21 protein-coding genes are annotated in these 21,170 nt (G+C 72.5%); 7 read left to right on the top strand and 14 right to left on the bottom strand.

The genetic code is table 11. The features are described 5' to 3' along the window. Positions 1 to 44 precede the first annotated feature (44 nt). From EV190_RS01120 to hemL, 6 genes are all read right to left on the bottom strand, one after another. Positions 45 to 1,007: a lysophospholipid acyltransferase family protein gene (locus tag EV190_RS01120; RefSeq protein ID WP_208112979.1), complete on the bottom strand. Its 963-nt coding sequence runs from the start codon at positions 1,005 to 1,007 to the stop codon at positions 45 to 47. Positions 1,008 to 1,103: 96 nt separating this feature from the next. Further along, the gene (locus EV190_RS01125; protein ID WP_133739517.1) at positions 1,104 to 2,105 is read right to left on the bottom strand and encodes an NAD-dependent epimerase/dehydratase family protein; all 1,002 of its coding nucleotides are present in this window, start codon (positions 2,103 to 2,105) and stop codon (positions 1,104 to 1,106) included. Positions 2,106 to 2,219: 114 nt separating this feature from the next. Continuing rightward, positions 2,220 to 2,318, bottom strand: coding sequence for a 30S ribosomal protein bS22 (locus tag EV190_RS01130; RefSeq protein WP_078760640.1), 99 nt, complete (start codon positions 2,316 to 2,318; stop codon positions 2,220 to 2,222). A gap of 242 nt (positions 2,319 to 2,560) precedes the next feature. Further along, positions 2,561 to 3,196: a histidine phosphatase family protein gene (locus EV190_RS01135; RefSeq protein WP_133739518.1), complete on the bottom strand. Its 636-nt coding sequence runs from the start codon at positions 3,194 to 3,196 to the stop codon at positions 2,561 to 2,563. Positions 3,197 to 3,230: 34 nt separating this feature from the next. Next, the gene (locus EV190_RS01140; RefSeq protein ID WP_133739519.1) at positions 3,231 to 4,184 is read right to left on the bottom strand and encodes a LysR family transcriptional regulator; all 954 of its coding nucleotides are present in this window, start codon (positions 4,182 to 4,184) and stop codon (positions 3,231 to 3,233) included. A gap of 211 nt (positions 4,185 to 4,395) precedes the next feature. Beyond that, on the bottom strand, positions 4,396 to 5,688 hold the full coding sequence (hemL, locus tag EV190_RS01145; RefSeq protein ID WP_133739520.1) for a glutamate-1-semialdehyde 2,1-aminomutase: 1,293 nt from the start codon (positions 5,686 to 5,688) through the stop codon (positions 4,396 to 4,398). A 111-nt stretch (positions 5,689 to 5,799) separates the two neighbouring features. Here hemL and rraA point away from each other — a divergent pair, with 111 nt between their 5' ends. Beyond that, positions 5,800 to 6,300: a ribonuclease E activity regulator RraA gene (gene rraA / locus EV190_RS01150; RefSeq protein WP_133739521.1), complete on the top strand. Its 501-nt coding sequence runs from the start codon at positions 5,800 to 5,802 to the stop codon at positions 6,298 to 6,300. Between the two features lie 273 nt (positions 6,301 to 6,573). Here rraA and EV190_RS01155 read toward each other — a convergent pair whose 3' ends face one another. From EV190_RS01155 to EV190_RS01190, 8 genes are all read right to left on the bottom strand, one after another. Further along, on the bottom strand, positions 6,574 to 7,245 hold the full coding sequence (locus EV190_RS01155; RefSeq protein WP_133739522.1) for a bifunctional DNA primase/polymerase: 672 nt from the start codon (positions 7,243 to 7,245) through the stop codon (positions 6,574 to 6,576). A gap of 140 nt (positions 7,246 to 7,385) precedes the next feature. Next, on the bottom strand, positions 7,386 to 8,369 hold the full coding sequence (hemB, locus tag EV190_RS01160) for a porphobilinogen synthase (protein ID WP_133739523.1): 984 nt from the start codon (positions 8,367 to 8,369) through the stop codon (positions 7,386 to 7,388). A gap of 13 nt (positions 8,370 to 8,382) precedes the next feature. Continuing rightward, positions 8,383 to 10,074: a bifunctional uroporphyrinogen-III C-methyltransferase/uroporphyrinogen-III synthase gene (locus EV190_RS01165; protein WP_133739524.1), complete on the bottom strand. Its 1,692-nt coding sequence runs from the start codon at positions 10,072 to 10,074 to the stop codon at positions 8,383 to 8,385. 54 nt (positions 10,075 to 10,128) lie between these two features. Continuing rightward, a complete protein-coding gene (gene hemC / locus EV190_RS01170; protein WP_133739525.1) occupies positions 10,129 to 11,088 on the bottom strand; it encodes a hydroxymethylbilane synthase in 960 nt (319 codons plus the stop codon). Position 11,089: 1 nt separating this feature from the next. Then, complete coding sequence (locus tag EV190_RS01175; protein ID WP_133739526.1) at positions 11,090 to 12,547, bottom strand: glutamyl-tRNA reductase; 1,458 nt, start codon at positions 12,545 to 12,547, stop codon at positions 11,090 to 11,092. Positions 12,548 to 12,643: 96 nt separating this feature from the next. Further along, a complete protein-coding gene (locus tag EV190_RS01180) occupies positions 12,644 to 13,336 on the bottom strand; it encodes a redox-sensing transcriptional repressor Rex (protein ID WP_133739527.1) in 693 nt (230 codons plus the stop codon). A gap of 202 nt (positions 13,337 to 13,538) precedes the next feature. Then, positions 13,539 to 13,814, bottom strand: coding sequence for a glutaredoxin family protein (locus EV190_RS01185; RefSeq protein ID WP_133739528.1), 276 nt, complete (start codon positions 13,812 to 13,814; stop codon positions 13,539 to 13,541). 47 nt (positions 13,815 to 13,861) lie between these two features. Continuing rightward, entirely contained in the window at positions 13,862 to 14,122 is a 261-nt protein-coding gene (locus EV190_RS01190) for a MoaD/ThiS family protein (RefSeq protein WP_133739529.1), read from the bottom strand. Between the two features lie 106 nt (positions 14,123 to 14,228). Here EV190_RS01190 and EV190_RS01195 point away from each other — a divergent pair, with 106 nt between their 5' ends. The 6 genes from EV190_RS01195 to pstA all read left to right on the top strand — a co-directional run bounded on the left by EV190_RS01195 (position 14,229) and on the right by pstA (position 21,159). After that, the gene (locus EV190_RS01195) at positions 14,229 to 14,987 is read left to right on the top strand and encodes a winged helix-turn-helix transcriptional regulator (RefSeq protein WP_133739530.1); all 759 of its coding nucleotides are present in this window, start codon (positions 14,229 to 14,231) and stop codon (positions 14,985 to 14,987) included. Positions 14,988 to 15,287: 300 nt separating this feature from the next. Continuing rightward, positions 15,288 to 16,346, top strand: a complete 1,059-nt coding sequence (locus tag EV190_RS01200) for a hypothetical protein (protein ID WP_133739531.1) — start codon at positions 15,288 to 15,290, stop codon at positions 16,344 to 16,346. 50 nt (positions 16,347 to 16,396) lie between these two features. After that, positions 16,397 to 17,365: a mycothiol synthase gene (mshD, locus tag EV190_RS01205; RefSeq protein WP_133739532.1), complete on the top strand. Its 969-nt coding sequence runs from the start codon at positions 16,397 to 16,399 to the stop codon at positions 17,363 to 17,365. Between the two features lie 281 nt (positions 17,366 to 17,646). After that, positions 17,647 to 18,765: a phosphate ABC transporter substrate-binding protein PstS gene (pstS, locus tag EV190_RS01210; RefSeq protein WP_133739533.1), complete on the top strand. Its 1,119-nt coding sequence runs from the start codon at positions 17,647 to 17,649 to the stop codon at positions 18,763 to 18,765. A gap of 339 nt (positions 18,766 to 19,104) precedes the next feature. After that, positions 19,105 to 20,067: a phosphate ABC transporter permease subunit PstC gene (gene pstC, locus EV190_RS01215; RefSeq protein WP_133739534.1), complete on the top strand. Its 963-nt coding sequence runs from the start codon at positions 19,105 to 19,107 to the stop codon at positions 20,065 to 20,067. A 48-nt stretch (positions 20,068 to 20,115) separates the two neighbouring features. Continuing rightward, complete coding sequence (gene pstA, locus EV190_RS01220; RefSeq protein ID WP_133740095.1) at positions 20,116 to 21,159, top strand: phosphate ABC transporter permease PstA; 1,044 nt, start codon at positions 20,116 to 20,118, stop codon at positions 21,157 to 21,159. Positions 21,160 to 21,170 lie beyond the last annotated feature (11 nt).

Raw genomic sequence — 21,170 nt, forward strand, 5'->3', positions numbered from 1 at the left:
TCGAGAAGGTCACGACCAGCGGGGGGGAGGGCGGGCGCGGAACGCTAGAACGGGTCTCCGCGTTCGACCACCAACCGGTCCAGTGTCCGCTGGACGATCTCGCGCACCTCGTCTCCCACCTCGAAGACCACGCCCGGGTCGTCGGCCGCCTCGGGCTCGTGGCGGTCGGTGCCGACGGGGGCGCCGAACTCGATGATCCACCTCGTGGGCAGCGGGAGCAGGCCGACCGGGCCGAAGAGGGGGAAGCCCGGGGTGACCGGGAAGTACGGGAGCTTCAGCAGCCGGGCCAGGGCCTTCAGGTCCGCGATCTTGGGGTAGATCTCCTCCGCGCCGACGATGGCGCACGGGATGATCGGCGATCGGGTGCGCACGGCCGTGGAGACGTAGCCTCCGCGTCCGAACCTCTGGAGGCGGTAGCGCTCGCTGAACGGTTTCCCCAGGCCCTTGTAGCCCTCGGGGAACACCCCCACCAGCTCGCCCCTGCCCAGCAGCCGCTCCGCGTCCTCCGAGGCGGCCAGGGTGTACCCCGCTTTGCGGGCGAGGTGGGACAGCACCGGGGTCTCGAACACCAGGTCGGCCGCCAGGGTCCGGAGCCTGCGCGCGGCCCGGTGGTGGTCGCGCAGCGCCACCTGGAGCATGAGCGCGTCGAAGGGCAGCACGCCCGAGTGGTTCGACACCAGGAGGGCGCGACCGGTGTCCGGGACGTTCGAGAGGCCGCGCAGCTCGATCCGGAACCAGTACTCGTACCAGAGCCGCATCAGCGGTATGAGGACGTTCCCGGTGAGCTCGTCGTCGTAGCCGAAGTCGTCCACCTGGTAGTCGCCGTCGAGCCTCCGCTCGCAGAACTCCAGGAACCCGGCGAAGGACCCCGAACGGGCGTCCCGCCGGGTCCCGGCGTCCTCCGACCCCGCCGGCGACCCGCCCCGCCGGTCCCGGGGGACCAGCGGCAGCACCGGGGCCAGTCCGCGCTCCTCCTCCACCGGGCGGACCGCGTCATCGCCGGGCATCGTCAAGGCGCCCACTCCTCTCCCCCGGTCCGGCGGGCGGCCGGACAGTGGAACCGTCATTATTTCGTGACAGTGCCGGAAAAGGGAAAACAGCGGTCAGACGCGACGCGGCGGACGGTTCCGCCGGGCGCGGCCCGAACGGGCGCCGTGCGCGGTCCCGCGCTCGGCCACGTAGGCGTCGAACGCCTCCTGCGAGGTGTAGGCGGGCGACCAGTCCAGGGCGCGCTCCAGCTTGCTGGAGTCGAGCACCCGGCCGTAGCACAGCAGCCGCAGCTGCTCGGGGGAGTAGTCGAGCCGCCCCCTGCGCGCGAGGCTGCCGAGCATCTTCAGACCGCGCTCGGGCACCGGCATCTCGGGGCGCCCGGCGCGGCGCAGGCACTGCGACAGCGGCATCGCGCCCGGCGCGGCCACGTTGAAGACGCCGTCGCGCTCGGCGAGCGCCATGCGGCGGATGACCTCGACGCCGTCGTCCTCGTGGATGAACTGCATGCGCGGGTCGTAGCCCATCACGGTGGGCACCAGGCGCAGCCCGAAGTAGCGGGTCAGCGGGGTCTCCACCGAGGGGCCCATGAGGTTGGCGAAGCGCAGGACCGCGATGGACAGGTCCGGCCGTCGGCGGGCCAGCCCCCGCACGTACCGCTCGAGTTCGACGGCGTCCTTGGCGTAGCCCGAGCGCGGCGCGTCCCGTGCCTCCAGGTCCTCGGTGTACAGAGCCGGATCGCGCGAGGACGAGCCGTAGACCGCGGCCGTGGAGCGCACGACCAGGCGGCGCACCGTGCTGGAGCTCTGGCAGGCCGCCAGCAGCTGCATCGTGCCGAGGACGTTGTTCTCCTTCATCTTCGCCCTGCCGCCGACCGCCGAGGGCGTGGCGACCAGGCTGAGGTGAAGGACGGTGTCGGCACCCGAGTCCCTGACGACCGCGCCGACGCTGCCGTCGTGGAGTTCGGCCTTGACGAACTCGGTCCGCCCCAACGGGCGGTCGGGCGCCGCGGAGTCGACGCCGATGATCCGATCGATACCGGGGTCCGCCTGCAGGGCCTCGGCGACCCTGCCTCCCACCTGGCGGGAGACTCCGGTGACGAGCACGACGCGGGCCATGGCGACGCGCCTCCTTCCGCGTGCGGAGAAAGAAAGGTGTCTCCGCGCCGATCGCGAAACCGCCGCGCCTGACGGCGGAAGGCCGGATCTCGCGATGCGTCCGCGGAGAGACGCCTACTTCTTGTTGCGGCGCGCGATGCGGGTCTTCTTGAGCAGCTTGCGGTGCTTCTTCTTCGCCATGCGCTTGCGGCGCTTCTTGATGACAGAACCCATAAGGATCACCTCGGTTGACAGGTCGAAAAGAGACACGACGGCGGAATCGCTGAGCGTGGGGGCTCGACTCGCCGTCTTGCGCGCCCGGCGACGCGCACACGGCGCGGCCCGACAGCAGGGACGATCCGCCTCGACCGAGGCGGCACCCGAACAACCAGCCTACCCTCTCCACCCGTCCGTCGAACGCAGCGTCCCCGTTCCGGGGGTCGCCGACCGTCGTCCGCCGCGGGCTCCCGGCCGGTCTAGGCCCCGGGGACGGAGGGGCCGCCGGTGTACAGGGACCCGGCGGGTTCGGTGTAGGAGACGCTGACCAGCTGCTCCTCCAGGAAGGTCAGCGAGGTGACGCTGGCGAGGTTGCACTGGCGGCGGTCCGGGCGGTGCCACAGGCGCTGCTTCTCGGCGGCGCGGCGGGCCATCCAGATCGGGAGCTGGTGGCTGACGCAGACGGCCTCGCGCCCCCACGCCTCCTTCCGCACGCTCCGGATCACCTCGGTCATGCGCTCCACGATCTTGCTGTACGGCTCGCCCCAGGACGGCTGGAAGGGGTTGTACAGCCTGCCCCAGGTGCGCGGGTCCGCGACCGAACGGGAGCTGAACGCCTTGCCCTCGAAGCGGTTCCCGGCCTCCAGCAGCCGCGCGTCGAGGTGGACCGGGAGGCCGAACCCGGTCGAGACCGGCTCGGCGGTCTCCTGCGCGCGCTCCAGCGGGGAGGAGTACAGCACCGCGAGGTCCCGGCCCGAGAACCACTTCGCCGCGAGTTCGGCCATCTGGTGTCCGCGCTCGCTGAGGTGGAAGTCGGGCAGCCTCCCGTAGAGGATGCCGTTCGGGTTGTGCACCTCTCCGTGGCGCAGCAGGTGGACAACGGTGGTCGTGGTCATCGTGCGGGACCGTTTCCCTTCCGGTTCTTCCCGGCTACTTCGCGCCGTCGGGCTGGTGGGAGGGGACGAGAACCTGTCCCGCTCCCTCCCCCACCGTATCGACCGCTCCGCGCAGCGCCGTCACCATGGCCTGCACAGCGGGCCGGCGCCCGGCCTCGGCGCGCCACACCACGTAGATGTGCCGCACCAGGCGCGGCCGGACCGGAATGGTGACCACGCCCGGTTCCAGGAGGCCGCGGCCGAGCCGGGGCAGGACCGCCACCCCGATCCCCGCGGCGACCAGGGCCAGCTGGGTCGGGTACTCCAGCGAGAAGTGCGCGATCCTGGGTTCGACACCGCCGTTGCGCAGCGTGTGGCAGAGCCAGGCGTGGCAGATGTCGCCGGGCGGGGCGCCCACCCAGGTGTCCTCGGCCAGGTCGGTGAAGGCCAGCGAGCTCCGCCCGGCCAGCGGGTGCGAGGACGGCACCGCGACCTCGGCCGGGTCGTCCAGCAGGTGGAGCTTCTCCAGACCCTCGGGGAAGGGCAGCGGCGAGTTCTGCCAGTCCTGGACGACGGCGAGGTCGAAGTCGCCGCGCAGGACCTGCGGGAGCGCGACCTTGGGGTCGCACTCGTGCAGTTCCGCGGTGAGCTGGGGATGGACGGCGGCGATGTCGCGCAGCACGTGCGGCATGATGCCGCGCGCGGCGGTGGCGAAGGCGGCGACCTTGATCTTGCCCACGACGCTGCCGCGCTGCGCCTCCAGGTCCGCCTCCGCCTCGGCGACGAGGCTGAGGATGCGCTCGGCATGGCCGACCAGCAGCAGCGCGGCGTCCGTGAGCCGGACCCCGCGCCCGCTGCGCTCCAGGAGCCGGGAGGAGGTCTCCCGCTCCAGCTTGGCGATCTGCTGGGAGACCGCGGACGTGGTGATCCCCAGGACTTCGGCGGCCGCGCTCACCGAGCCGTACTCGGCGATCGCGTTGAGCGCCCTTAATCGATCGAGGTCGAGCATTGCACCATCGTAAAGATCTCTTTAACAGTGGGCCAGAGAAATGGGTAGCCCGACTGACCAGCGACAGAAAAGTTACCTCGCGGACAGGGCCGTCGGTGATCTTGACCTTTTCGGGGTCTCAGAGACGGTTGAGACCCCGAAAAGGTCAAGATCACCGGGAGGAACGGACATCGTGGGCGCGGCCCCGACCCTCACCCGCGCCGGAGACTCCCTAGCCCGCCCGCGCCGCGGCCTTCGCGGCGGCGGGAAGGGCGGAGACGACCCGGTCCAGGGCGGCGTCGTCGTGCGCGGCGGAGAAGAACCACGCCTCGAACGCCGCCGGCGGCAGGTAGACGCCCTGCTCCAGCATCGCGTTGAAGAACGCCGCGAACCGGGCGGTGTCCTGGGCGCGGGCGCCGTCGAAGTCGGTGACCTCCGCGTCGGTGAAGAACACCGTGAACAGGCTGCCGCCGTGCTGGACGCGGTGCGGCACTCCGGCGGCGGCCAGCTCCTCGGACACGGCCGCCGAGACGCGCGCGGCGGCGCTGTCGATGCGCGCGTACACCTCGGGGGTCGCGTTGCGCAGCGTGGCCAGGCCCGCGGCGGTGGCCAGCGGGTTCCCCGACAGCGTGCCCGCCTGGTAGACCGGGCCGCCGGGGCTGAGCTGGTCCATGATGTCGGCGCGGCCGCCGAACGCGGCGGCGGGCAGGCCGCCTCCCATGACCTTGCCGAAGGTCATGAGGTCGGGGGTGACGCCCTCCAGTCCGAACCAGCCGGACGGACCGACCCGGAAGCCGGTGAGGACCTCGTCCAGGACGAGCAGCGCGCCGTACCGGGCGGTGATCTCCTTCAGCCTGGCGTTGAAGCCGTTCCGGGGCGGCACGACGCCCATGTTGGCGGGGCACGCCTCGGCGATGACGCAGGCGATCTCGTCGCCGGCCCCGGCGAAGGCCGCCTCGACCGCGGCGATGTCGTTGTAGGGCAGCACGATGGTGTCGGCCGCGCTCGCGCCGGTGACACCGGGAGTGTCGGGCAGTCCGAAGGTGGCGACGCCGGACCCCGCCGCGGCCAGCAGCGCGTCCACGTGGCCGTGGTAGTTGCCCGCGAACTTGACCACCTTGGCGCGGCCGGTGGCCCCGCGGGCCAGCCGGATCGCGGACATGGTCGCCTCCGTGCCGGAGTTGACCAGGCGGACCTTCTCGACCGGCGCGCGGGCGGTGATCTCCTCGGCGAGCTCGACCTCCCCGGGGGTCGGCGCGCCGTAGGAGGTGCCCTTGGCGGCGGCCTCGGTCAGCGCCTCGACGACCGCGGGGTGCGCGTGCCCCAGGATCAGCGGCCCCCACGAGCAGATGAGGTCCACGTAGGTGTTCCCGTCGACGTCGGTGAGGTAGGCCCCCTTGCCCGACGCCATGAACGGCGGCGTCCCCCCGACGGCCCCGAAGGCCCGGACCGGTGAGTTCACTCCGCCGGGAACCTTGGCGGAAGCGCGTTCGAACAGCTCGCGTGATGTCTGATGAGTACCCACGGTCCCAGTGTGTCAGCTGTCCCCGGACGCGCGCGCCGGGGTGCGGTGGCCGCGCCGCGGGCCGGTGGATAGCTTGTACCGCACCTGATCGCCGACCGGGAGGAGCCCGCCATGTCCGACGCGTCCGAGGTGTTCGCCACCGCCGACCTGATCGACGCCCACGGCGACTCGATCGCGAGCTGCGAGACGCAGTTCCGCCAGTTCGGCGCCCGCGCCGCCTTCCACGGGCCGATCCGGACCGTCAAGTGCCACGAGGACAACGCGCTGGTCCGGGAGCTGCTCAACCAGCCGGGGGAGGGGCGCGTCCTGGTCGTGGACGGCGGCGGCTCGCTGCGCTCGGCCCTGATGGGCGACATGATCGCCGGGTCCGCCGCGGCCAACGGCTGGTCCGGGGTGGTGATCAACGGCGCGGTGCGCGACGTGGCGGAGCTGGCCGGGCTGGCGCTGGGGGTCAAGGCCCTCGGCTCCAACCCGCGCAAGTCCGCCAAGGCCGGCGCGGGCGTGGTCGACGAGCCGGTGGCCTTCGGCCAGGTGGTGTTCACCCCGGGCGCGTGGCTGTACAGCGACGCGGACGGCATCGTGGTGGCCGGGAGGGAGCTTCCCAGGCCCTGACCGGGCGCGGGGTGCTTCGGCGTCGGGAATCCGCCGGCCGGACCGCCGCGGTGTTCTCGTGCCCGGCACGGCGGCGAGGCGGCGACGGCGGGCGGGACCACGCGGAAAGGGCCGGTTCACGGTCCTCACCGGGAACCTACCGATGATCGTGGGCTTTCTGCCCGCTTCGGGGCCCGGAAGGGGCGGAAAGTCCGTGATCGCCACAAGCGAGGACAGAACCAGGCCCCGAGCGGCCCCGTCCGGCAGAGCCCGAACCCCCCCGTGCCGGGGGCGCTACCCCGCCTTCGGCTCCTCGCACACGTCGACCAGGACGGCCAGGACGGCGATCGGGTCCGGGAGTTCGACGCCGTCCGCTCCCCGGGACGGCGGGCGGATCCAGTCCACCCGGCCGCCCGAGGGCAGCGTCGACGGCGGGGCCGGGACGTAGCTGTTGCGGCAGTGCCAGCGCAGGCCGGGGCTGTCCGCCACCGTCTCGGGAACGCAGTCGAGGTGGCAGGACCACCACTCGTCCTCGTCCGCCGGGGAGCGGGTGGCGACGAAGAAGAGGTAGCGCCGCGCGTCCACGGCGGCGACGGGGCCGGCGGGCAGGCCCGCCCTGTCCATCTGGGCCATGGCCGACACCCCGGCCTCCGCGGGGACGTCGAAGACGTCGAAGACGCGCCCGGTCGGCAGGATGACGTTCGCGTCGGGTTCGGCGCCCCACCAGCGGGTGATGACGGCGGGGTCGGTTCCGGCCTCCATCGCCCAGGCCGCGGACATCGGGTGCGCGCCCGGGTCCGGGCAGCCCATGCGGTCGCAGGCGCACGAGCGCGGCCCCACCGGGTCGGGGTGGGCGCCCCGGCACACCGGCCAGCCGAGCGCGGCGTACTCCAGCGCGGCGTCGACCATCCCGACCGGGTTCCGGCGGCGCCGCCGCCTGCTCCTACCACTCAATACGTCGACCATGGGTGCCCCCTCGCGATCATGCCCGTTGACGGACGCTCCGCGGGTGCGGCGGACCGGTCAGGGCCGCCCGCGGAGCGTCGATGCCGTTCTTCCCGCTCCCGGCGAAGCCGCCCGGCCCGGGGAGCGCCCCCTCCGCCCGGCTACCGGAGCAGTCCCGCGGCCTCCGTCGCCCAGTAGGTGAGGATCTGCCGCGCGCCCGCCCTCCGGTAGGACGTGAGGGTCTCCACGATGGCCCGCTCGCGCTCCAGCCAGCCGTTCCGCGCCGCCGCCTCAACCATCGCGTACTCACCGCTGACCTGGTAGGCCGACACGGGGACCCGCACGGATTCGGCGACCTTCGCCACGATGTCGAGGTAGGCGAGTCCGGGTTTGACCATCACCATGTCGGCGCCCTCGGCCAGGTCGAGTTCGACCTCGCGCAGCGCCTCCAGGGCGTTGGCGGGGTCCTGCTGGTAGCTGGACCGGTCGCCGAACTGCGGGGCGCACTCGGCGGCGTCGCGGAACGGCCCGTAGAACGCCGAGGCGTACTTGGCCGCGTACGACAGGATCGCCACGTCGGTGTACCCGGCCCGGTCCAGCGCGGTGCGGATCGCTCCCACCTGGCCGTCCATCATCCCGCTGGGGGCGACCACGGCCACCCCCGCGGCGGCCTGGGCCACCGCGATGGAGCCGTAGCGCTCCAGGGTCGCGTCGTTGTCGACCCCGCCCGTGTCGGTGAGCAGTCCGCAGTGCCCGTGCGAGGTGTACTCGTCCAGGCACAGGTCGGTCATCAGCACGGTGTCGTCGCCCAGGTCCGAGGCGAGGTCCCGCAGCGCCAGCTGCACGATCCCCTCGGGGTCGTCGGCGGAGGAGCCCCGCTCGTCCTTGGACTCCGGGATCCCGAACAGCATGATCCCGCCGACGCCCGCCGCGACCGCCTCGTGCGCGCTCTTGCGCAGGCTCTCGCGGGTGTGCTGGTACACCCCGGGCATGGACCCGATCGGGTTCGGCGAGTCGATGCCCTCCTTGACGAACATCGGCAGGACGAGGTCCTCGGGCCGGACCCGCGTCTCGGCGACCAACCGCCGCATCGCGGGCGTGGTGCGCAGTCGGCGCGGTCGGGCCACCGGGAAACGGGCGGTCATGGCGGACTTCCCCCTACTGGATCATTGTCTTGCGGCGGCGGCCGCGGCGCTTCTGGCTGGGACGCAGGACGGGTTTCCCCGCGTCGACCGCGGCCCGGCGCTGTGCCGCACCGTACTCCGAAAGCGCCTCGGCGAGGGCGGAAACCGAGGTTCTGGGCGCGACGACGTCCACGCGCAGCCCGAACTCCTCGGCGGTCTTGGCGGTCTCGGGGCCGATCACGGCGATGACCGTGGTGGCGTGCGGCTTGCCGGCGATGCCGACGAGGTTGCGGACCGTGGAGGACGAGGTGAACAGCACCGCGTCGAAGCCGCCGCCCTTGATGGCCTCGCGGATCGGCGCGGGCGGCGGGGCCGCGCGCACGGTGCGGTAGGCGGTGACGTCGTCCACCTCCCAGCCGAGCTTGGCCGCACCCTCGGCGAGGGTCTCGGTGGCGATGTCGGCGCGCGGCAGCAGGACGCGCTCGATCGGGTCGATCTCGGCGTCGTAGGGCGGCCACACGTCGACGAGCCCGGCGCCGGACTGGTTGTGCGGGGGCGGCTGGAGGTCGGGCTGGATGCCGAACGCCACCAGCGCGGCGGCGGTCTGCTCGCCCACGGCCGCGACCTTGACCCCGGCGAAGGCGCGCGCGTCCAGGCCGTAGTCCTCGAGCCGCTCGCGGATGGCCCTGACCGCGTTGACGGAGGTGAACGCCACCCACTGGTAGCGGCCGGTGACCAGTCCGCGCACGGCCCGCTCCATCTGCTGCGGGGTGCGGGGCGGCTCCACCGAGATGGTGGGGACCTCCTCGGGCACCGCGCCGTAGCCGCGCAGCTGCTCGGACAGGGAGGCGGCCTGCTCCCGGGTGCGCGGCACCAGGACCCGCCAGCCGAACAGGGGCTTGGTCTCGAACCAGGACAGCCGCCGCTGGCTGCGCGCGCCCTCGCCGACGACGAGCAGGGCGGGGCGGGTGACCGTGTGGCCCTTGGCGTCGGCGGCCTTGAGGTCGGCCGTCAACCGGGACAGCGTCGAGGCGACGGTCGTCTGCTCGGTGGTGGTGCCCATGCGGGTGACGGCGACCGGCGTGGTGTCGCCGCGCCCGCCCGCGACGAGGGACTTGCAGATCCGGTCGATGCCGGGCCCGTTCGCCCCGGGGTCGTCCTCGCCGGGCGCGTCGGGGAACATGACGACGAGGGTGGCGTCGCTCTGGGCGGCGCCCGCCCAGTCGGCCCCGGCGTCCCTGGCGTCGATCACACGGACCTCGTTGACGCCCTCGGGCATCAGCGGCAGGCCCGCGTAGGCGGGGACGGCGGTGATCGAGGAGAGCCCGGGCGCGACCTCGTACTCGACGCCCGCCTCGAGGGCGGCGTCGGCGAGGTCGGCGCCCCGGCAGCCGAACAGCGGGTCCCCGCTGTACAGCCGCACCACCCGGCGGCCCTCGGCGGCCTGCGCGACCGCGAACGCGTCGGCGTCGCCCCCGCACTCGTCGGGGTCGACGACCCTGGCGTCCGGGCGGCAGTGGCGCAGCAGGGCCTGGCGGTGCCTGGCCAGCGCGGGTCCGGGCTCGCGGAGCGTGATGACGACGTCGGCCCGCCCCAGCAGCGCGGCGGCCCGCAGCGTCAGCAGCTCGGCGTCGCCCGGCCCGGCTCCGACCAGCGCGATGTGGCCGGCGGCCGGCTCGGCGGATCTCTCCGGCCCGGCCACCCGGTTCTCAGTCTGCGGGTCCAACTTCGCTCCTCTTTCTCACCTGTTCGCGTCCCGTGTGCGCGGTGGGACCGCTGTTCAGGTCTCCCTGCCCGTCGCGGCGTCGGCCACGATCCGGTCTGCTCCGGCCGCGATCATCTCGCGTGCGAGCGCTCGGCCGAGTTCCGCGGCGTCGCGGACCCCGTCGGCGGTCGCGGCCGCCTCGGCGGTGCGCTCCATGCGCACCGACTGGGTGCCGTCGGTGGACACCACGGCGGCGCGCAGCCGGAGCAGCCCCTCGGCGGTGAACTCGGCGTAGGCGCCGACGGGGGCCGCGCATCCGGCCTCCAGCTCGGCCAGGACGACGCGCTCGGCGGTGACCGCGGCGCGGGTCGCCGGGTGGTCGACGGCGGAGAGGTAGCCCAGCGCGCCCTCGGCGTCGGCCAGGCGGCACTCCACGGCGAGCGCGCCCTGCCCGGGGGCGGGCAGCATCTGCTCCGGCTCGAACACGTCGGTGACGTCGTCGAGGCGGCCCACTCGGCGGAGGCCGGCGTGGGCCAGGACCACCGCGTCGAGCTCGCCCGAGGCGACCTTGCCCAGGCGGGTCTCGGCGTTGCCCCGGATCGGCACGTACCGCAGGTCGGGGCGGAGCGTGGTGAGCTGGGCGACGCGGCGCGGCGACCCGGTGCCGACCGCGGCCCCCGCGGGCAGGTCGGCGAACTTCAGCCCGTCGCGGGCGCACAGCGCGTCGCGCGGGTCGTCCCGCTCGGTGACGGCCGCCAGGACGAGCCCGTCGGCGGGCGCGGTGGGCAGGTCCTTGAGCGAGTGCACGGCGAACTCGACGCCGCCGTCGAGCAGCTCGTCGCGCAGCGCGTTGACGAAGACGCCGGTGCCGCCCAGCTGGGTCAGGTGCGCCTTGGTGACGTCGCCGAAGCTGGTGATGAGGACCAGCTCGACCGGAACCCCGGTCCGCTCGGTGATGGCGTCGGCGACCATCCGGGACTGGTTGGTGGCCATGGTGCTGCGGCGTGTGCCGAGACGCGCCGGTGCCGGAGTCATGTCACATCTCCTCGCCGACCGCGGGGCCGGTCCTGGCGACCGCGTCGGGAATCTTGGGGTCGAGATCGAACAGTTCGCGCAGCGCCGCCTCGTAGGCGCCCCCGTCGGGGCCGGCGGCGAGCTGCTTGACCTTCACGGTCGGCTGGTGCAGGAGCTTGTCGACGACACGGCGCACGGCGTGCGTGATCTCGCCCCGCGTCCTGTCGTCGAGGTCGGGCAGGCGCCCGTGCAGCCGCGCCATCTCGGTCTCCACGACCAACTGGGCCTTGCTGCGCAGCGCGACCACCGTGGGGGCGACGCGCTCGGCGCGGCGCACCGTCTCGTACTCCGCCACCTCCTCGTCGACGATCCCGCGCACCGCGGAGATGTCGGCGACCCGCCCCGTGGTCTCCGCGGGCTCCTCGGCCACGGCCGTGCGCAGGGAGTCGATGTCGACGAGGAAGACGCCGGGCAGGTCCCGGACGCCCGGGTCGATGTCGTGCGGCATCGCCAGGTCGAGGAAGACCAGCGGGCGGCCGGGGCGTCCCTCGACGGCGGCGGCGACCTCCTCGGCGGTGAGGACGAGCCCCTGCGCGCCGGTGCAGGAGATGACCAGGTCGACCTCCGGGAGGTGGGCGGCGGCCTCCTCGAACGGCACGGCGGTGCTGCGGATCTCGTCGTAGGCCTCGGTGAGGCACTCGGCCAGCCGCGCGGCGCGGTCGAAGGTGCGGTTCGCCACGACGACCGCGGCGGCGCCCTGCCGGGCGACGGTGTTGGCGGACAGCGCGCTCATGGAGCCGGCGCCGAGCACCATGACGCGGCGGCCGGCGAGGGGGCGCGGGCACGGCAGCGCCGCCTCGACCTCCTCCGCGAGCCCCTGGTGCGCGGCGTCCACGGGGCAGCGGGCCTCCGGCCCCGCGGTCCCGGACAGCGCGTCCGGGGCGGCGGGCAGGTGCCGTCCGGCGACGGCCAGGCCGAAGGTGACCATGTCGGCGCCGGCCTGGTCGAGGTGGGTCTCGGTGTGCGCGCGCTTGCCGACGCGCAGGGCCCGTTGGCCCAGGTCGTTGAGGACCCGGCCGAGGGCCCCGCTGTGCTGGGCGTCCTTGAGGGAGTTGCGGACCTGGCCGAGGATCTGGCCCTCGCCCACGACCATGGAGTCGAGGCCGCACGCGACGGAGAACAGGTGCTGGACCGCGCGCTCCTCGTAGTGCACGTAGAGGTGCCGGGTGAGTTCGCCCAGCGGGACGCCGGTGTGCCAGGAGAGCAGCTCGGAGATCGCGGCCACACCCGGGTGGAACTGGTCGACGTCCGCGTAGACCTCCACGCGGTTGCACGTGGCGACCATCATCACCTCGTTGACCGGGGCCGTGCCGACCATCTCCGACATCGCCTTCAGGCGCGCCTCGCCGCTCAACGCGACGCGCTCGAGCAGCGCCACGGGCGAGCTCCGATGGCTCAGCCCAAGGGCGAGGACACTCATCCGCACTCCAATGCAGGCACGTTTGCGACACTTCGTTGTTCCGCCGGCGCGCGTTCGCCTCCGCGCGCCCCCCGGCCGTCCGTTCCGGACACGTTCTCAGACCTCCAGGGCGTCGGCCCATCCGGGCCCCCGCCGTCCCACGGCCTTCCGCTGCTCGTGGAAGGCGAGGATCTGGAGCTCGATGGACAGATCGACCTTACGCACATCCACGTGTTCCGGCACATTGAGGACCACGGGGGCGAAGTTCAGGATGCTTCCGACCCCCGCGCCAACGCAGCGGTCGCACACCCCCTGCGCCGCCGCGGCCGGGGTGGCGATGACCCCTATGGACACCTTCTCGTCGGAGACAACGTCCTCCAGCTCGTCGATATGCCGCACGGACAGGCCGGCCACCTCGCGCCCCACCGTCTTCGGATCCGCGTCCAGCAGCGCCGCGATCCTGAAGCCGCGGGTCCCGAACCCCCCGTAGTCGGCCAGCGCGCGCCCCAGGTTGCCCGCGCCGATGATGGCCACGGACCAGTCCTGGGTGAGACCAAGCTCACGGGAGATCTGGTAGATGAGGTACTCGACGTCGTACCCCACCCCCCGCGTTCCGTACGAGCCCAGGTGGGAGAGGTCCTTGCGCAGTTTCGCGGAGTTGACCCCGGCCACCGACGCGAGCTCCTCGGACGACACCGTGGGCGTCCCCCGTTCACTCAGGCCGTGCAGCGCGCGGAGGTACAGCGGGAGCCTCGCGACTGTCGCCTCCGGGATTCCCCTCTCCCGAGGCCGTGGTGTCCGGCTGGTCACAGGTGTGCGCTCCTGGGCGACGTCGGCGTTATGGGTCTTCTCCGGCCGGTCGGGGTTCGATGATCCCCTATGACGGTGCCTGTTGTCTGTCAAGCCCCACAGCCGGAAAAGATTTTGACCACTAGGTTACGCCCTTGTGAAAGCGCGCACAAAGTGGGTGCCGCTTTCACGTGCCGCAACATCGCGCGCGAGCGCCGCCGCCCTACCCCAGGGCCTCCCTCAACCGCTTCTCGCTCACCCTCCAGAAGTCGTGCTGCTCCCCGTCGACGAAGGTCACCGGGATCTTCTCCCAGTACTCCTCCTTCTCCTCCGGGTCCGCCACGGTGATGTCCCGGACCTCGTAGCGCACGCCCAGGTCGGCGCAGACCCGCCCGATCACGGCCAGCGCCTCGTCGCACAGATGGCATCCCGGTTTGCCCAGCATCGTGACGACGTGAGGATTCTCACCGGCTTCCCGACCCACCGGCCGACTTCCCATCGGCCCTCCTCTCCACTCCCGGCGCCCGGCCTCCGGGCGCCGCCGCGTCACCCTCCCGCGAACGGGGGCAGGACCTCCACCGTCCACCCCTCGGACAGCTCCACCCCCTCGTGCGGGCGCCTTCCCACCGGGATCTCTCCCACCAGAAAGGACGAACGCTCCAAAACCCTGAGCAATTCGGCGTTTCCCGCGTGCCTCTCCCGAACCCGTCCCAGAAGCTCCGCCAGAGTCCCCGCGTCGAAGGACTCCTCGGCCCGGCCCGCGGCGTCCTTGGCCGCCGCCCAGTACCTGATGGTTCCGATCGTCATCGATTGATTATCCTTGTGTTCATTCGGAGGCAATTTCCAAAGCATTCTCACCGGGGGCAACGGCGCCTTCGAACAGCCGCGTTCCGCGGGCGACGGGAAGAGGCGCATGAGCCACCTTCTGCTGCTGACCAACTCCAACCAACCGTCCGACCACGTCCTGCCCGCCCTGGGCCTGCTCCTGCACTCGGTGCGGATCGCCCCGGCGGAGGCGAGCGCGCTGCTCTCCCCCGGGAACGACCGTACGGCGGGCCTACCGGTGGACGCGATCCTGGTGGACGCGCGCACCGACCTCGCGTCGGTGCGCAACCTGTGCCGCCTGCTGAACACGACCGGCCTGGACTGCCCGCTCATCCCGGTCCTCACCGAGGGCGGGGTCGCCGCGCTCACCCCGGACTGGCAGGTGACGGACTTCCTGCTCACCTCCGCCGGCCCCGCCGAGGTCGAGGCCCGGCTGCGGCTCTCCATCGGCCAGGCCGACACCGCGTCCGACGACCCCGACGAGATCCGCCGCGGCGACCTCACCATCGACGAGGCCACCTATATCGCACGGCTGCGCGGACGGATCCTGGACCTCACCTTCAAGGAGTTCGAGCTCCTGAAGTTCCTCGCGCAGCACCCCGGCCGCGTCTTCACCCGCGCCCAGCTGCTGCAGGAGGTGTGGGGCTACGACTACTTCGGCGGCACCCGCACCATCGACGTGCACGTGCGGCGGCTGCGCGCCAAGCTCGGCAGCGAGTACGAGTCCCTGATCGGGACCGTGCGCAACGTCGGCTACCGCTTCGTCCCGGACCCCGCCTCCAAGGCCGCCAGCGAAGAGGCGGCGCGCCGCGTGGAGGCCCCCGAGCAGCTCACCCGCAAGAGCTGACCGCGGGCCGCGTCGCCGACGGAGGCCCCGTTCGGCCGGAGGGCCCTCATCAGCCCCTGGCGACCGGTCGGAGCCGCGCGGCCGGTCGGGTGGCCCCGGCCCGGGAGGACCACCCGGCCGGCCCCGCGCGCACGGGGGCGACCTCGCTGTTATCGGATGGTCACCGAGGGGTCGTCATCCGGGACCGGAACATCTAGGATGCTGGAGAGGCCCCGTGTGACCGACCCCACCGAGACCGGTCGCGTCGCGGGTGCCCGGACCGATCCGCGCCAAGGCGTCCCATCGAGGAGGATCGCCCTCATGCCGAGAGAAAAGGACGCCGTCGCGTCCAGATCTCCGCTGCGGGGATGGGCCGGAATCCCCCTGGGCGCGGTGTTCATCGGCTGCACCATGATCCCGGCGTCGCCCGCGCTCGCCGACGGCCCCGTCCTCTCCCTGGGCCTGAAGGGAGACCAGGTCGAGCCCGGGGACCGGTTCGAGCTCCCGCTGCTGGTCGGCAACGAACTCGACGGGACCGACATCGCCATCACCGGCGTGTCCGTGACCGACTCCCCGGACGTCCCGGACCTGAGCGTCTCGGAGCTGCCCGAGGTCCTGGAGGCGGGGACCACCGCGGCGGCCGACATCACCGGCACGGCCCCCAGTCCCGTCCCCGTCGAGGTCGCGGTCCTGATCTCGTACGAGTACGGGGTTCCGGTGGACTGCCCCGATCCCTCCCCCTCGGCCGAACCGAGCGGTTCGGCCTCTCCCGACGCCTCCCCCGACCAGGAGCCGCCGGAGGAGTCGTGCGAGGAGACCCGCACGGGAACGGCCCAGATCTCGGCGGACGTGACGGTGGCCCGGCCCGTCCCGACGCCCCCGCCCACCCCCGCGCCCACCGGCTCCGAGTCCGGCTCGCCCGGCGGCGCGCCCCCGGGGAACGGGCAGTCCACGTCCCCGGACGGCGGCGGCTCCCCTGCCCCGACGTCCGTCAGGTCCTCGCGCCCGTCGAGCCCCCGGGGCCCGTCCACCGCCTCGGGCAGCCCCGTCACGCGCCGTCCCGCCGCTCCGAGCAGTCCGGTGACGACAGGATCCTCCTCCCGGCCGGACCTGCCGAGCGGCCCCGCCGACCTGCCGTCGCTCCCGGTCCCCTCCGACGACGGGTACGCCGACCTCCCCATGGTGACCCCGGGCGAGGGGGAGAACGGGACCGCCGCCCCCGTCGCGCAGGAGGCCCGGGCGGTGCGCGGCTCCATCACCCCCGCCATCCTGCTGGGGTTCCTGGTTCTCCTGCTGCTGCTCTCCGCCCCGCTGGCCCCGGTGCGGCGGGTCCGCGTGAGCGGCGCCTACGTCGGCCGCCGCCGCAAGCGCGGGGGCTGAACCCGGGGCGTCCCCGGACTCCGGTCCGGCCGCGAACGTAGGCTCGCACCATGAGCCACATCCTCACCACCGACGTGCTCGACCCCGGCCAGGTCGACGCCGTGCTCGCGCTGGCCGAGGCCGCGCGGGCCGCGGACGGGGTCGACGCCCTGTCGGAGCAGACCCTGCTGCGGGTGCGCCACGGCGCTCCGCTCGGAACCACCCGTTTCCACCTGCTGCACGAAGAGGCCGACGGGGGGCCGCTGCTGGGCGGCTTCGCGTTCGCCGCGGTCACTCCGGACGAGCCGGACGCGGCCGAGCTGGTCGTGGCCCCGTCCCTGCGCCGCCGCGGTCTGGGGCGGCTGCTGCTGGACGACCTCCTGGCCAACGCCAGCGCGCGCGGGCTGCGGCTCTGGGCGCACGGCCGGCTCGACGGCGCGCGGGCGCTGGCCGCCTCGGCCGGGCTGGAGCAGGTGCGCGGGCTGCTGAAGATGCGGCTGCCGCTGCGCGCGGTCGGCGGGTCCCCGCCCCCCGGGCTGTCCGAGCCCCGGCTGTCACCGGAGGTGGCCGAGAGCCTGGAGATCCGGGCCTTCCGGGTCGGCGCGGACGAGCGGGAGTGGCTGCGCGCCAACGCCCGCGCCTTCGCCGACCACCCCGAACAGGGCGGCATGACACTGGCCGACCTGCGCCAGCGGCAGGAGGAGGAGTGGTTCGACCCCGACGGCTTCTTCGTCGCGGCCGACCTCCGCAGCGGTCGGATCGCGGGGTACCACTGGACCAAGACGCACGCCGACGGCGCGGGACTGACCGACGGCGAACCGGTGGGCGAGGTCTACGTGGTGGGGGTGGACCCCGCGTGGCAGGGAAGCGGGCTGGGCCGGGCGCTGACCCTGACCGGCCTGCGCCATCTGCGCGACCGCGGCCTTCCGTGGGTGCTGCTGTACGTGGACGAGGAGAACCGGACCGCGGTGCGGCTGTACGAGTCCCTGGGCTTCGGACTCTGGGCCGCCGACGTCATGTACGCCCGGCCCGAGAAGTAGCCCTTCCCCTGTCCCGTGATCGATAACCCTCGGGCGCTACCGGCCTACTGAGAGGCATAAGCGCAGCTCAAATACGGACAAAAACCTCAAATTGGACGCGGTTCACCTGTTCGACACCGGTGGGCCGCGTTCCTTTCCGCGACACTCATCCTGTCGTTCACCATTCGTTCACCCTCTCTGGTATGGCTGGCCACCTGGGCTCTCTACCTTCGGTTCCGGCGGGTTCGAGTAGGTCGTTCCCCCGCACAGGTGACAAAGTCCAGAGGAAGGACCCCGGGGCTGTGAAGCTCTCTAGGTACGGCCAGATTGCGGGCGCGACTCTCGCCGGCGCCCTCGCGCTCACTGCCTGCGGCAGCGACGACCCCACAGGCGCGGGAGACGACGCCTCCGCGGCGCCCGCGGGCAGCGTCGAGTGCGTCGACGGCGGCGGCACGCTCGCCGGCGCCGGCGCCAGCTCGCAGGAGAACGCGATGGCCGCGTGGGTCGCCGGTTACACCGGCGCCTGCGAAGGCGCCACCGTGAACTACGACTCGGTGGGCTCCGGTGCCGGGCGCTCCCAGTTCATCGAGGGCGCGGTGGCCTTCGCGGGTTCCGACGCCGCCATGGACGAGGAGGAGACCGCGCAGGCCGCCGAGCGCTGCGCCTCCGAGGTCGTGCACCTGCCCGGCTACATCAGCCCGATCGCCGTCGTCTTCAACCTCGAGGGCGTCGACTCGCTGAACATGCAGCCCGAGGTCATCGCGGGGATCTTCAACCAGGAGATCACCAAGTGGAACGACGAGGCGATCGCCGCTGACAACCCCGACGTCGAGCTTCCCGACACCGACATCGTCCCGGTGAACCGCTCCGACGAGTCCGGCACCACCGAGAACTTCGTCGAGTACCTGTCCGCGGCCGCTCCCGACGCCTGGCCGCACGAGGTCAGCGGCGACTGGCCGATCGAGCCCGTCGAGGCCGCCCAGGGCTCCTCCGGCGTCGTCTCCGCGGTCCAGGGCGGAACCGGCACCATCGGCTACGTCGACGCCTCCCACGCCGCCGAGTTCGGCACCGTCTCCGTCGGCGTCGGCGAGGAGTTCGTCCCCTACAGCCCCGAGGCCGCCGCCGCGATCGTCGACTCCGCCGCCCCGCGCGAGGGCAACACCGAGAACGACCTCGCCGTCACCCTCGACTACGCCACCGACGAGGCCGGGGTCTACCCGATCGTCCTGGTCAGCTACGAGATCGTCTGCATGGAGTACGCCGAGCAGGCCGACGCCGACCTGGTGAAGAGCTTCATCGGCTACGTCACCAGCGAGGAGGGCCAGCAGGCCTCCGCCGACGAGACCGGCTCCGCGCCGCTCTCCGAGGGCACCCGCGAGAAGATCCAGGCCACGCTGGACAAGATCCAGGTCGCGAGCTGATCAGCGCTACACCGAACGCCACAAGGGTAGGGATCCACCGACAGGGGTGGGCCCTGCCCTTGGGGCGTATGGCCGTCCTCCTCGTGGAGCCCGCACCGGGCGTGAGCACCACCACGCCCGGCGTCCTCCGCGGCAACGGAGAACCCTGGAACGCCTGCCACACCCCCGCGAAGGAACCGCACGTCAGGGGTGGGACCAGCGCTGAACCCCGAGGCGCGTTCCGGGCCGCTCCGAGCAAGCTCCACAATGTAACAGGCCCCGTCACCGCCTGTCAGGGAAACCGCGAACAGGAACACTCCCCCGGCGGCGAATCTTGAACCATCTGGACCGGAGTCTCACATGACCACCACGGACCCGTCTACGACGGCCCACGTGCCGCGGGGCAAGCGTCGTATCGGCGACGTCGTCTTCGCCAACAGCGCGCGGGGATCGGGAATCCTGATCCTCGTGATCCTGGCGGGCGTCGCGGCCTTCCTCGTCGCGCAGTCCTTCGACTCGCTGACCGCGAACACCGCGAACTTCCTCACCACCAGCGAATGGGACGCCAACACCCGGGAGGCGCCCGCGTTCGGCGTGCTCGCCCTGGCGTTCGGCACCGTGCTCGGGGCGGCGATCGCGCTCGTCCTCGCCACCCCCGTCGCGATCGGCATCGCCCTGTTCATCGTCTACTACGCCCCGCGCCGCATCGCCGCGGTCCTGGGCTACCTGGTGGACCTGCTCGCGGCGATCCCCAGCGTCGTCTACGGCCTGTGGGGCATCGGCTGGCTCGTCGTGCAGCTGGCGCCCTTCTACACCTGGCTGGAGACGTACTTCGGCTGGTTCCCGCTCTTCGCGGGCCCGGTCTCCACGACGGGTCGGACCATGCTCAGCGCCGGAATCGTGCTCGCGGTCATGATCCTGCCGATCATCACCGCCATGTCGCGCGACGTCTTCCTCCAGGTCCCGCAGTCGCACCGGGAGGCGGCCCTCGCCCTCGGCGCCACCCGCTGGGAGATGATCCGCATGGCGGTGATCCCGTTCGGCCGCCCCGGCATCATCGGCGGCGCGATGCTCGGCCTGGGCCGCGCCCTCGGCGAGACCATGGCCGTGGCCATGATCCTGTCCCCCTCCCTCGTCGTCTCCTGGTTCCTGCTGCAGAGCGGGAACCAGACGATCGCCGCCCACATCGCCCTCCAGTACCCCGAGGCCACCGGCTACGGCGTCTCGGCGCTGATCGCCGCCGGTCTGGTGCTCTTCGCCATCACCCTCCTCGTGAACATGGCAGCGCGCTTCGTCGTCTCCCGCCGCAAGGAGTTCGCGTAAATGTCCGCCCCTACGCAACTGTCCGAACCCATCGCCGAGGACGCCCGGATGGCCGCACCGAACACCCTCTCCCTCGGCGGGTCCCTGCCCAGGTTCACGCCGCCGGTGACGCTGGCCGTCCTCCTGCTGGTGTCGGCGGGCGCGCTGTTCCTCCTCGACGCGTGGAACCCGGCGGTACTGGTGATCGTCACCGCCGTCGCCTACATGGTCGTCATCACGCTCGCCTCGGTGATCGTGGAGAACAGCCGCAAGGCCAAGGACCGCCTGGTCACCGCCGTCGTCTACGTCTGCTTCGGCATCGCCATGGTGCCGCTGGTCTCGTTGCTGTGGACGGTCCTGGCCGAGGGCATCGTCCGGCTGGACGGCTACTTCCTCAGCGTCTCCATGAACGGGGTCACCCCGAGCATGGACGCGGGCGGCGCCTACCACGCCGTCCTCGGCACGCTCGTCATCACCGGGATCGCCGCGCTGATCTCGGTCCCGATCGGCCTGATGACCGCCATCTACCTGGTGGAGTACGGCCGGGGCCGCCTCAAGACCGCCATCACGTTCTTCGTCGACGTCATGACCGGCATCCCCTCCATCGTGGCCGGGCTGTTCGTCGTGGCGCTGTGGATCATGATCTTCGGGCCGGGCGAGACCAACGGCCTGGCCGGCGCGATCTCGCTGTCGGTGCTGATGATCCCGGTGGTCGTCCGCTCCTGCGAGGAGATGCTGCGGCTGGTCCCCAACGAGCTGCGGGAGGCCTCCTACGCGCTGGGCGTGCCCAAGTGGCTGACCGTGCTCAAGGTGGTCCTGCCGACCGCGATCGCGGGGATCACCACCGGCATCATGCTGGCCCTGGCCCGCGTCATCGGTGAGACCGCGCCCCTCATCCTCACCGCGGGCTCCTCCGCGGTCGCCATCAACGCCAACCCCGTCGAGGGACAGATGATGAGCCTTCCGGTGTTCATCTACTCGCAGGTCCGGATGGGCGGCGCCATCAACTACGAGCGGGCCTGGGCCGCGGCGCTGACGCTGATCGCCATCGTGATGCTGCTGTTCTTCGTCGCCCGGCTGGTCTCACGCTTCTTCGCGCCCAAGGCGCGCTAGTACCTCCCTCT

The sequence above is a fragment of the Actinorugispora endophytica genome (assembly GCF_004363075.1).
In the GTDB taxonomy this organism is placed as follows: Bacteria; Actinomycetota; Actinomycetes; order Streptosporangiales; family Streptosporangiaceae; genus Actinorugispora; species Actinorugispora endophytica.

What these genes read in the sequence shown, in the direction of transcription:
- EV190_RS01120 (WP_208112979.1), bottom strand. Translation starts at nt 1,007, where the DNA reads ATGCCCGGCGATGACGCGGTCCGCCCGGTGGAGGAGGAGCGCGGACTG.
- EV190_RS01125 (WP_133739517.1), bottom strand. Translation starts at nt 2,105, where the DNA reads ATGGCCCGCGTCGTGCTCGTCACCGGAGTCTCCCGCCAGGTGGGAGGC.
- EV190_RS01130 (WP_078760640.1), bottom strand. Translation starts at nt 2,318, where the DNA reads ATGGGTTCTGTCATCAAGAAGCGCCGCAAGCGCATGGCGAAGAAGAAG.
- EV190_RS01135 (WP_133739518.1), bottom strand. Translation starts at nt 3,196, where the DNA reads ATGACCACGACCACCGTTGTCCACCTGCTGCGCCACGGAGAGGTGCAC.
- EV190_RS01140 (WP_133739519.1), bottom strand. Translation starts at nt 4,184, where the DNA reads ATGCTCGACCTCGATCGATTAAGGGCGCTCAACGCGATCGCCGAGTAC.
- rraA (WP_133739521.1), top strand. Translation starts at nt 5,800, where the DNA reads ATGTCCGACGCGTCCGAGGTGTTCGCCACCGCCGACCTGATCGACGCC.
- EV190_RS01155 (WP_133739522.1), bottom strand. Translation starts at nt 7,245, where the DNA reads ATGGTCGACGTATTGAGTGGTAGGAGCAGGCGGCGGCGCCGCCGGAAC.
- hemB (WP_133739523.1), bottom strand. Translation starts at nt 8,369, where the DNA reads ATGACCGCCCGTTTCCCGGTGGCCCGACCGCGCCGACTGCGCACCACG.
- hemC (WP_133739525.1), bottom strand. Translation starts at nt 11,088, where the DNA reads ATGACTCCGGCACCGGCGCGTCTCGGCACACGCCGCAGCACCATGGCC.
- EV190_RS01175 (WP_133739526.1), bottom strand. Translation starts at nt 12,547, where the DNA reads ATGAGTGTCCTCGCCCTTGGGCTGAGCCATCGGAGCTCGCCCGTGGCG.
- EV190_RS01185 (WP_133739528.1), bottom strand. Translation starts at nt 13,814, where the DNA reads ATGGGAAGTCGGCCGGTGGGTCGGGAAGCCGGTGAGAATCCTCACGTC.
- EV190_RS01190 (WP_133739529.1), bottom strand. Translation starts at nt 14,122, where the DNA reads ATGACGATCGGAACCATCAGGTACTGGGCGGCGGCCAAGGACGCCGCG.
- EV190_RS01195 (WP_133739530.1), top strand. Translation starts at nt 14,229, where the DNA reads ATGAGCCACCTTCTGCTGCTGACCAACTCCAACCAACCGTCCGACCAC.
- EV190_RS01200 (WP_133739531.1), top strand. Translation starts at nt 15,288, where the DNA reads ATGCCGAGAGAAAAGGACGCCGTCGCGTCCAGATCTCCGCTGCGGGGA.
- mshD (WP_133739532.1), top strand. Translation starts at nt 16,397, where the DNA reads ATGAGCCACATCCTCACCACCGACGTGCTCGACCCCGGCCAGGTCGAC.
- pstC (WP_133739534.1), top strand. Translation starts at nt 19,105, where the DNA reads ATGACCACCACGGACCCGTCTACGACGGCCCACGTGCCGCGGGGCAAG.
- pstA (WP_133740095.1), top strand. Translation starts at nt 20,116, where the DNA reads ATGGCCGCACCGAACACCCTCTCCCTCGGCGGGTCCCTGCCCAGGTTC.